The 10,048-nt window shown below is 59.4% G+C and carries 10 protein-coding genes; 2 read left to right on the forward strand and 8 right to left on the reverse strand.

Going from position 1 to position 10,048, the window contains the following annotated elements; all coding sequences use genetic code 11:
* Positions 1-47 precede the first annotated feature (47 nt).
* From ACF8FG_RS09440 to ACF8FG_RS09470, 7 genes are all read right to left on the reverse strand, one after another.
* Positions 48-365 (reverse strand): DUF2388 domain-containing protein, encoded by a 318-nt coding sequence (locus tag ACF8FG_RS09440; protein WP_014589278.1) that lies wholly within the window; start codon positions 363-365, stop codon positions 48-50.
* A gap of 308 nt (positions 366-673) precedes the next feature.
* Positions 674-889 carry a DUF1127 domain-containing protein gene (locus tag ACF8FG_RS09445; protein ID WP_003252924.1) on the reverse strand — a complete coding sequence of 72 codons (216 nt, stop codon included), beginning with the start codon at positions 887-889 and terminating at the stop codon, positions 674-676.
* A gap of 373 nt (positions 890-1,262) precedes the next feature.
* Positions 1,263-2,756 (reverse strand): acetyl-CoA hydrolase/transferase family protein, encoded by a 1,494-nt coding sequence (locus ACF8FG_RS09450; protein ID WP_003252922.1) that lies wholly within the window; start codon positions 2,754-2,756, stop codon positions 1,263-1,265.
* A gap of 186 nt (positions 2,757-2,942) precedes the next feature.
* Positions 2,943-4,379 (reverse strand): NAD(P)(+) transhydrogenase (Re/Si-specific) subunit beta, encoded by a 1,437-nt coding sequence (locus tag ACF8FG_RS09455; protein WP_003252919.1) that lies wholly within the window; start codon positions 4,377-4,379, stop codon positions 2,943-2,945.
* A gap of 2 nt (positions 4,380-4,381) precedes the next feature.
* Positions 4,382-4,696 carry an NAD(P) transhydrogenase subunit alpha gene (locus ACF8FG_RS09460; RefSeq protein WP_003252914.1) on the reverse strand — a complete coding sequence of 105 codons (315 nt, stop codon included), beginning with the start codon at positions 4,694-4,696 and terminating at the stop codon, positions 4,382-4,384.
* A gap of 11 nt (positions 4,697-4,707) precedes the next feature.
* Positions 4,708-5,829, reverse strand: coding sequence for a Re/Si-specific NAD(P)(+) transhydrogenase subunit alpha (locus ACF8FG_RS09465; RefSeq protein WP_014589279.1), 1,122 nt, complete (start codon positions 5,827-5,829; stop codon positions 4,708-4,710).
* Between the two features lie 419 nt (positions 5,830-6,248).
* Positions 6,249-7,166, reverse strand: a complete 918-nt coding sequence (locus tag ACF8FG_RS09470) for a LysR family transcriptional regulator (protein WP_014589280.1) — start codon at positions 7,164-7,166, stop codon at positions 6,249-6,251.
* Positions 7,167-7,326: 160 nt separating this feature from the next.
* Here ACF8FG_RS09470 and ACF8FG_RS09475 point away from each other — a divergent pair, with 160 nt between their 5' ends.
* Positions 7,327-8,508 carry an acyl-CoA dehydrogenase gene (locus ACF8FG_RS09475; RefSeq protein ID WP_014589281.1) on the forward strand — a complete coding sequence of 394 codons (1,182 nt, stop codon included), beginning with the start codon at positions 7,327-7,329 and terminating at the stop codon, positions 8,506-8,508.
* A gap of 13 nt (positions 8,509-8,521) precedes the next feature.
* Complete coding sequence (locus ACF8FG_RS09480; RefSeq protein WP_119713142.1) at positions 8,522-9,742, forward strand: CaiB/BaiF CoA-transferase family protein; 1,221 nt, start codon at positions 8,522-8,524, stop codon at positions 9,740-9,742.
* A 51-nt stretch (positions 9,743-9,793) separates the two neighbouring features.
* Here the strand turns inward: ACF8FG_RS09480 and ACF8FG_RS09485 are convergent.
* Positions 9,794-10,048: hypothetical protein (locus ACF8FG_RS09485; protein ID WP_392518730.1), on the reverse strand; the 255-nt coding region annotated here is incomplete at its 5' end.

Raw genomic sequence — 10,048 nt, forward strand, 5'->3', positions numbered from 1 at the left:
TCAGGTGCGAGGGCCGAAGCCAACGCACCTGTTGTGCATGGCGCGTATCAGAGTGCCAGGATGGCCTGGGCCAGCTGTGCATCGCTGGCTTGCAGGGCCGGCATGTTCGAACGGATGTGCACAAAGGCGCTTTCCAGTCGGGCGCCGCGGATAGCACCCTGAGTGCCGACGAAGCTGGCTGCGTCATCGCGGGCTGCCTGGACAATCTTGTCGTCGCGGAAGGAAGAGCTCACGTCGGATGTGGCGTCGGTGGAGGCAGCAACGGCGCCCACTACCGCGTCGGTGGTGACAACGAAACTGGTGGCATTGGCAGTGCCAGCCAGGCCAAGCAGCAGGGCGGCGCCAAGCAGGTGTTTACGGTTCATGATGTGGACTCCTGGGTAGGTCAGGTTGGTTCTGCTGTATCGGACGTTTGCAGGGCTCGTCACGGTACGTTTTCATCAACGGGTTCTAGTAGACGGTTAGGCCAAGCGTACCACGCAGTGCTGCGTAGAGATGACAACGACTGCTGTGTCAGACAACTGTTAAGGCGAATTTTCGTATTTGTAAAACTGTACTGGTCGCGATCTGAAGCACGCGACTGCGCGTCTCTCGGGCAATAAAAAACCCGCTGCAGTCACCTGCAACGGGTTTGAGGAATTCACGGTGCCGGCGAAGCCGGCAAGCCGGGAGCTTAGCGCCAGAAAGGCTTGCTCAGCTCTTCGTAACGCTGCGACTCGCTGATACCGGCGTCTGCCAGCAGGCGGGAGTCCAGGCGAGCCAGTTGACGACGGCTGGTCATACGGCGCTGCCACAGCAGCAGGGTCGACAATGCGCGCAGTGGCAGCGAAGTGTTGGATTGCTGGGCGTTGCTTTCAAAAACCAGACCGGAACTGAGGGTACGTTCCATGATGCTTCATCCTTCCGCTTATGGCGGCATTAGGTAGTGATTTAACTGATGCCAATGATCCTCCTCTGTCGTCCATAACAGTAGATACAGTTCGGTGGAAAGACGATGGCTCAGTTAACTGTGTAACCCTACTGTTGCACTCGAAATAGGCGTAACTGTACTGGTCTGCACTTATTTGGTGCGTTCCGATTCGAAGAAGGGGATTTGTCAGTCGGGAAGGTCTGAAAACACCAGTACAGTAGTACAGTTTATGCTGCTGATAGAGGGGTGGCGTAGTGATAGAAAGGTTTGACTGTTATGCCCCATTCGCGGGTAAGCCCGCGAAGAGGCCGGAACAGCGGAAGCAGGGCCGCCGTTCCGTACCACATCTGGATCAGCTGGCCAGCATGCGCCCGGTTTCTTCCAGGTTTTCGTGCCAGCTCAGGGCTTCACGCAGGATGTGCGGGGTATGGCCGCCACGCTGGCAGGCGCGGTCAAAGTAGTCGTTCAGCGCAGCGCGGTAGTCTGGGTGCACACAGTTGTCGATAATCGCTCGCGCCCGTTCGCGCGGCGCCAGGCCACGCAGGTCCGCCAGGCCCTGCTCGGTGACCAGGATGTCCACGTCGTGCTCGGTGTGGTCGACATGGCTGACCATTGGCACCACGCTGGAAATCGCCCCGCCTTTGGCAATCGACTTGGTGACGAACACCGCCAGGTGGGCGTTACGGGCGAAGTCGCCGGAGCCACCGATGCCGTTCATCATCCTGGTGCCACAGACGTGGGTGGAGTTGACGTTGCCGTAGATATCGAACTCCAGTGCGGTGTTGATACCGATGATGCCCAGGCGACGTACCACTTCCGGGTGGTTGGAGATTTCCTGCGGGCGTAGCACCAGCTTGTCCTTGTAGCGCTCCAGGTTGCCGAACACATCGGCATTGCGGCGCGTCGACAGGGTGATCGAGCTGCCGGATGCGAAGCTAAGCTTGCCGGCGTCGATCAGGTCGAAGGTGGAGTCCTGCAGCACTTCGGAGTACATGGTCAGGTCTTCGAACGGCGACTCGATCAGGCCGCACATCACCGCATTGGCAATGCTGCCAATGCCGGCTTGCAGCGGGCCGAGCTTGTTGGTCATACGGCCTGCATCCACTTCCTTCTTGAGGAAGTTGATCAGGTGGTCGGCGATGCCCTGTGTTTCATCATCTGGTGGCAGCACAGTGGACGGCGAATCCGGCTGGTCGCTGATGACGATACCGACGATTTTGGCCGGATCGATCGGGATCGCGGTGCTGCCGATACGGTCGTCTACCTTGACCAGCGGGATTGGCGTGCGAGTCGGGCGGTAGGTTGGGATATAGATGTCGTGCAGGCCTTCGAGGTTGGTGTTGTGCGAGAGGTTGATCTCCACAATCACCTGCTTGGCGAAGATCGCGAAGCTGGCCGAGTTGCCCACCGAAGTGGTTGGCACGATGTGGCCTTGCTCGGTGATGGCCACGGCTTCGATGACCGCGATGTCCGGCAGCTTCAGCTGCTGGTTGCGCAGTTGCTCGACGGTTTCCGACAGGTGCTGGTCAATGAACATCACCTGGCCGTCATTGATGGCTTTGCGCAGGGTGCTGTCGACCTGGAACGGCATACGGCGGGCCAACACACCGGCCTCGGTCAGTTGTTTGTCCAGGTCATTGCCCAGGCTGGCGCCGGTCATCAGGCTGATTTTCAGTGGCGATTGCTTGGCACGTTCGGCCAGTGCATGCGGTACGGCCTTGGCTTCGCCGGCGCGGGTGAAGCCGCTCATGCCGACAGTCATGCCGTCCTCGATCAGACCAGCGGCATCAGCCGCACTCATTACCTTGCTGTGCAGGGAGGACAAGCGGATACGATCACGGTACATGGATTGTTATCTCGGGCTACTGAAACTACTGCAGCGCAGTCTAGAGATTTCGCCCATTGCCGTCCCACGACCATGGTCGTATGAGAAGCCTTGTATTTGAGCCGTTGATCCGGATCAATAAAAGAAAAGCCCCGGCAGATTCTGACCAGGGCTTCCTTTATATCAGCTGGTTTGCAGCGGCTGGTGTCACTCCACCGCCTTGACCATGTCCTCGATGACCTTCTTGGCGTCACCGAACACCATCATGGTCTTGTCCAGATAGAACAGTTCGTTGTCCAGGCCGGCATAGCCGCTGGCCATCGAGCGTTTGTTGACGATGATGGTCTTGGCTTTGAACGCTTCGAGGATCGGCATGCCGGCGATTGGCGACTTGGGATCGTTCTTCGCCGCCGGGTTGACCACGTCGTTGGCGCCCAGCACCAGCACCACGTCGGCCTGGCCGAACTCGGCGTTGATGTCTTCCATCTCGAATACCTGATCGTACGGCACTTCAGCCTCGGCCAGCAGTACGTTCATGTGCCCGGGCATGCGGCCCGCCACCGGGTGAATCGCATACTTCACGGTCACGCCGTTGTGGGTCAGCTTCTCGGTCAGCTCTTTCAGCGCGTGTTGTGCGCGGGCCACCGCCAGGCCGTAGCCCGGAACGATGATCACGCTGTCGGCGTTGCTGAGCAGGAAGGTGGCATCGTCAGCCGAACCGGACTTCACCGGACGCTGTTCTTGCGAACCTTGCGCCGCGCCAGTGTCGGTATCGCCACCGAAGCCGCCAAGGATGACGTTGAAGAACGAACGGTTCATCGCCTTGCACATGATGTACGAGAGGATGGCACCGGACGAACCTACCAGGGAACCGGCGATGATCAGCATCGAGTTGTTCAGCGAGAAGCCGATGCCGGCCGCTGCCCACCCCGAGTAGCTGTTGAGCATCGACACCACCACTGGCATGTCGGCGCCGCCGATCGGAATAATGATCAGCACACCCATGATGAAGGCCAGGACCAGCATCAGGGTGAAGGCACTGTAGTGGCCAGTGAAAGTGAACAGCAGGCCTAGGGCGATGGTGGTCAGGCCAAGGATCAGGTTCAGTTTGTGCTGGCCAGCGAACTGTACCGGTGCGCCCTGGAACAGGCGGAACTTGTACTTGCCCGACAGCTTGCCAAAGGCGATCACCGAACCGGAGAAGGTAATGGCACCGATGGCGGCCCCGAGGAACAGCTCCAGGCGGTTACCGGTGGGGATCGGGTCGCTGATGGCAGCCACAATACCCATCGACTGCGGCTCTAGTACGGCGGCGATGGCGATGAATACCGCGGCCAGGCCGATCATGCTGTGCATGAAGGCGACCAGTTCGGGCATCTTGGTCATTTCGACGCGTTTGGCCATGATCGAACCGGCGGTGCCGCCGACCAGCAGGCCGACGATGACATAGCCGATACCGGCAGTGGCAAGTTCAGCCCCGAGTTTATAAATGAGGCCAACCGTAGTGAGGATGGCGAGCCCCATGCCGATCATGCCGAACAGATTGCCGCGCCGCGAGGTGGTCGGGTGCGACAGGCCCTTGAGCGCCTGGATGAAGCACACCGAGGCGACGAGGTAGAGGAGCGTTACCAGATTCATGCTCATGCTTACTTCTTCGCCTCGTTCTTGGTTTTCTTCTTGAACATTTCAAGCATGCGGCGGGTGACCAGGAAGCCACCGAACACGTTGACTGCGGCAAGGGCCACGGCCAGGGTGCCCATCAGCTTGCCGGCCGGGGTCACGGTCAGGGCTGCGGCCAGCATGGCGCCGACGATGACGATTGCCGAAATGGCATTGGTGACCGCCATCAGTGGGGTGTGCAGCGCCGGGGTGACGTTCCACACCACGTGGTAGCCCACATAGATGGCCAGCACGAAAATGATCAGGTTATAGATGCCGTGGGAAATCAGCATGTCTTCCATTGTCGTGCTCCTTAGCCGTTTTTGCGGACGACCTGACCATCACGGCACATCAGACAGGCCGCGACGATGTCGTCTTCGAGGTTGATGATCAGCGCGCCATCCTTGTCGAACAGCAGCTTCATGAAGTCCAGCAGGTTGCGTGCATACAGTGCCGAGGCATCGGCACTCACCTGGGCCGGCAGGTTGGTCGGGCCGACGATGGTCACGCCGTTCTCCTGCACCACCTGGTCTGCGACGGTCAGCGGGCAGTTGCCGCCTTGGGCTGCAGCCAGGTCGATGACCACCGAGCCAGGCTTCATCTGCGCCACGGTTTCGGCGCTTAGCAGGGTCGGCGCCTTGCGCCCGGGGATCAGCGCGGTGGTGATGACGATATCGGCCTGCTTGGCGCGCTCGTGCACGGCCTGCGCCTGGCGCTGCATCCAACTTGCCGGCATTGGTCGGGCATACCCGCCAACACCTTCGGCGCATTCTCGCTCCTCGTCGGTCTCGTATGGCACGTCGATGAATTTTGCACCCAGTGATTCGATCTGCTCTTTCACGGCCGGGCGAACGTCGGATGCTTCGATCACCGCACCCAGGCGCTTGGCTGTGGCGATGGCCTGCAAGCCGGCAACGCCGGCGCCCAGTACCAGCACGCGTGCGGCCTTAACGGTACCGGCAGCGGTCATCAGCATTGGCATGAAGCGTGGGTAGTGATGGGCTGCCAGCAACACGGCCTTGTAGCCGGCGATGTTGGCCTGCGACGACAGCACGTCCAGGCTCTGCGCCCGCGAGGTTCGTGGTGCGGCTTCCAGGGCGAAGGCGGTAATACCGCGTTCGGCCATCTTGCCGATCAGTTCACCGTTGAAGGGGTTGAGCATACCCACCAGAAGGCTGCCGCTGTTGATCAGGGCCAGTTCCTGGTCGTTGGGGGCGACCACTTTGAGTACCAATTGGGCGCCGTAGGCATCGGCGGCGCTCCCAAGGGAAGCACCCACGGCTTCATAGGCACTGTCCGGAATGGCGGCGTTGAGCCCTGCCCCCCGTTGAACGGTGACCTGATGGCCCTGGCCAATCAGTTTCTTGATGGTTTCGGGGGTCGCTGCGACCCTTGTCTCACCGGTCTGCGTCTCGAGAGGAACACCAATGTGCACGACTATTTCTCCTGCGGTGACCTTTTGTCTTTGTAGAAGCCAGCACACTTCGGATGGTGCGCTGGGGCGGCTGTGGAGCGCCAACCCGCCGGATCCCGGGCGGGGCGAAGCATTTTGCAGACGAACCCGAAGGCCTTCAACCGGTTCTGGAGCGAAACGAAGTCAAAACTACAAGTCACCCTGTGACCGCTTGTCGCAGCTATAGGGTTGCAGCCCGTCAAACATGCGCCATTGGCAGATTAGGAGAAAAAATCAAAAAAAAAGCGGCCAATTCGCTTACGACTAGTTGGATGTCGCAAAATAACCCGCAAAGCCGCGTACTGAGCACGGTTAAAGGGTGTTTTTGTGCTTGTGTTACAGTTTGCGAATATGCGACATATACATACATCTGTAGGTGTTTAAAATAATTGACTACAGGGTCAATTTGTCGCGTTTGTCCCTGAGCTATTTATGTAGGCCTGAGCCTGACCTACCAGCCAGTCGCGAAAGGCGCGTAGCGACGCCGACTCCACCTTGCGCTCTGGAATCATCAGATAGTAGGCCTTGTCGCTACTCAGGGCATGCCTGTTAGCGACCACCAGCCTTCCCTCCTCCAACTCCCGCTGGATCAAGAACGGCGGTATCAGGGCAATGCCCATATCGTGCATGGCCGCCTGGGCGAGCATCGAGAATAGTTCATAGCGCGGGCCTGTCATGTCGCGCTCCACATTCATCCCAACACTTCCGAACCATTGCCGCCAGGCATACGGGCGTGTGCTCTGCTGCAGCAGTGGTAGCTGCGCGATGTGGCGCGCCTCGAGCATGCCTTGGTCGTTCAGCAGCGCCGGGCTGCACACAGGTACCGGGTTTTCACCCATCAGTTGGTGCGACTGGGTGCCTGACCAGTCCGCATCACCAAAATAGATGGCGGCATCGAAGGTAGTGTCGGCAAACAGGAATGGCCGGGTGCGGTTGGTGAGATTGACTGTGACCTCCGGATGGCACTGCTGGAAGTCCTTGAGCCGTGGAAGCAGCCATTGAGTGCCAAACGTCGGAACTACCGCCAGCTCGATCACATTGGCGCCTTGCTGGCGCATTACCGACAAGGTATCGCGTTCCACGGCGTCCAGTTGGGCCGCCACCTGGCGACTGTAGGACAGGCCGGCTTCGGTCAGCCTTACGCCGCGGCGCGACCGACGGAACAGTTCCACATTAAGGAAGGCTTCCAAGCCACCGATCTGCCGACAGACGGCACCCTGGGTCAGCGCGAGTTCCTGAGCAGCCTTGGTAAAGCTCTCGTTACGGGCTGCCGCCTCGAAGCAAATCAGGGCGGCGGTACTGGGGATCTTACGGCGCATGTACGTCAACCTCACTTGTAAGGCTGTCAATAAGGCGTTCTGCCGATTTACGGAGTGACAAAATATCACTAATCGGTGCGCAATCCTCGTTTGTCCCGGCGGCCGATCAGGCCTAGGCTCAATGGCACAAGAAACTGCCCCCTATTTCGAGGATTCGCTCATGGCCGGTAAAGCAAGCTTCAACTGGATCGACCCGCTGCTGCTGGATCAGCAGCTCACTGAAGAAGAGCGCATGGTGCGTGACAGCGCTTATCAGTTCGCCCAGGACAAGCTGGCGCCGCGTGTGCTCGAGGCCTTCCGCCACGAGCAGACCGACCCCGCGATCTTCCGCGAGATGGGTGAAGTCGGCCTGTTGGGTGCAACCATCCCCGAGCAATACGGTGGCAGCGGCCTGAACTATGTGTGCTACGGCCTTATTGCTCGCGAAGTGGAACGTATCGACTCGGGTTACCGCTCGATGATGAGTGTGCAGTCGTCGTTGGTGATGGTGCCGATCAACGAATTTGGCACCGAAGCTCAAAAGCAGAAGTACCTGCCCAAGCTGGCCAGTGGCGAGTGGATCGGTTGCTTCGGTTTGACCGAGCCTAACCATGGCTCCGATCCTGGCTCGATGATTACCCGGGCGAGAAAGGTCGACGGTGGCTACCGGCTGACCGGCAGCAAGATGTGGATCACCAACAGTCCCATCGCCGATGTGTTCGTGGTGTGGGCCAAGGATGATGCAGGCGATATCCGTGGCTTCGTACTGGAAAAAGGCTGGCAAGGCCTCAGTGCCCCGGCAATTCATGGCAAGGTTGGCCTGCGCGCCTCGATCACTGGCGAAATCGTCATGGATAATGTGTTCGTGCCAGAAGAGAACATCTTCCCGGACGTGCGGGGGCTCAAGGGCCCGTTTACCTGCCTGAATTCGGCTCGCTATGGTATTTCGTGGGGTGCGATGGGTGCCGCTGAAGCCTGCTGGCACACCGCCCGCCAATACACCCTGGATCGTCAGCAGTTTGGTCGACCACTGGCCGCCAACCAGTTGATACAGAAGAAGCTGGCCGACATGCAGACCGAAATCACCCTGGCGCTGCAGGGCTGCCTGCGTCTGGGGCGCATGAAGGATGAAGGGACGGCTGCGGTGGAAATCACCTCCATCATGAAGCGCAATTCCTGCGGCAAGGCGCTGGATATCGCCCGTATGGCGCGTGACATGCTGGGCGGCAACGGAATCTCCGACGAGTTTGGTGTGGCCCGCCATCTGGTTAACCTGGAGGTGGTCAACACCTATGAAGGTACCCACGACGTGCATGCACTTATCCTGGGGCGTGCGCAGACTGGTATCCAGGCGTTCTATTAATAAGGAGCAAGCCATGGGCGCGCTATCACATCTGCGGGTGCTAGACCTTTCGCGCGTGTTGGCCGGCCCGTGGTCTGGTCAGATTCTGGCTGACCTTGGCGCCGACGTGATCAAGGTCGAGCGCCCAGGCAGTGGCGACGATACCCGCTCATGGGGGCCGCCTTTCCTCAAGGATGTCGAAGGTGAGGACACCAGTGAGGCGGCTTACTACCTGTCGGCCAACCGCAACAAGCGCTCAGTGACCATCGACTTTACCCAGCCGGAGGGGCAACGGCTGGTGCGGGAACTGGCGGCGAAGTGCGACATCGTCATAGAGAACTTCAAGGTGGGTGGGCTGGCTGCCTATGGCCTGGACTACCAGAGCCTCAAGGCGGTAAACCCGCAGCTCATCTATTGCTCCATTACCGGCTTCGGTCAGACCGGGCCCTATGCCAAGCGCGCTGGTTATGACTTCATGATCCAGGGGTTGGGTGGGCTGATGAGCCTGACCGGTCGTCCGGAGGGTGAAGAAGGCGCAGGGCCGGTCAAGGTGGGTGTGGCGCTTACCGATATTCTGACCGGGTTGTACTCCACGGTCGCCATGCTGGCTGCCCTCGCCCACCGGGATCAGACAGGTGTCGGCCAGCATGTCGACATGGCATTGCTCGATGTGCAGGTGGCCTGTCTGGCGAACCAGGCGATGAACTACCTGACCACGGGCATCCCTCCCCGTCGGCTGGGTAATGCGCATCCTAATATAGTCCCTTACCAGGACTTTCCGACGGCAGATGGCGATTTCATTCTTACCGTCGGTAATGACAGCCAGTTCCGTAAATTCGCTGAGGTGGCCGGGCAGCCGCAATGGGCGGAGGACCCTCGGTTCGTTACCAACAAGCTGCGGGTGGCCAACCGGGCTGAGCTGATACCATTGATTCGCCAGGCTACGGTGTTCAAGACCACGGCTGAGTGGGTGGCCCAGTTGGAGGCTGCAGGAGTGCCATGTGGGCCTATCAATAACCTGGCGCAGATGTTCCAGGATCCCCAGGTGCTGGCGCGCGGGTTGGCGTTGAATATTCCGCATCCATTGGCGGGTAGTGTGCCGCAAGTTGCGAGCCCGATACGGTTGTCGGAAACGCCAGTGGAGTATCGTCGGGCGCCACCCTTGTTAGGCGAGCATACCGAAGCGGTGCTGGGGGAGGTGTTGGGGCTGGATGTCGGCGAGGTGCAGCGCCTTCGTGGTGCTGGTGTGCTCTAGATGAATAGCGGGGAGGCCGTCAGGCCTCCCCGCTTTGTTTTTTCTGCGCTATCAACGGTTATTGAAATTAAAGGTTGACGCCCTCTCGAATCCCCTTATAATGCGCCCCACTTCCAGCGACATCGAAACGAAAAACTCCTTGAGATTCAATGAGTTAAGTAGTGAAGGGAAAGCTGGAAGGGCTACGGTCGAATGATCGAAAGCGGTTGAGATGATGGTTGACAGCGCTTTCAAGTGCTGTATGATTCGCCTCCCGCTACGAGAGATCGCAGCGAGCCAAGTGTTTGAAGCTAAACGAGTTTCTCG

Origin of the sequence: Pseudomonas sp. YQ_6, assembly GCF_043103245.1 — a bacterium.
In the GTDB taxonomy this organism is placed as follows: Bacteria; Pseudomonadota; Gammaproteobacteria; order Pseudomonadales; family Pseudomonadaceae; genus Aquipseudomonas; species Aquipseudomonas alloputida.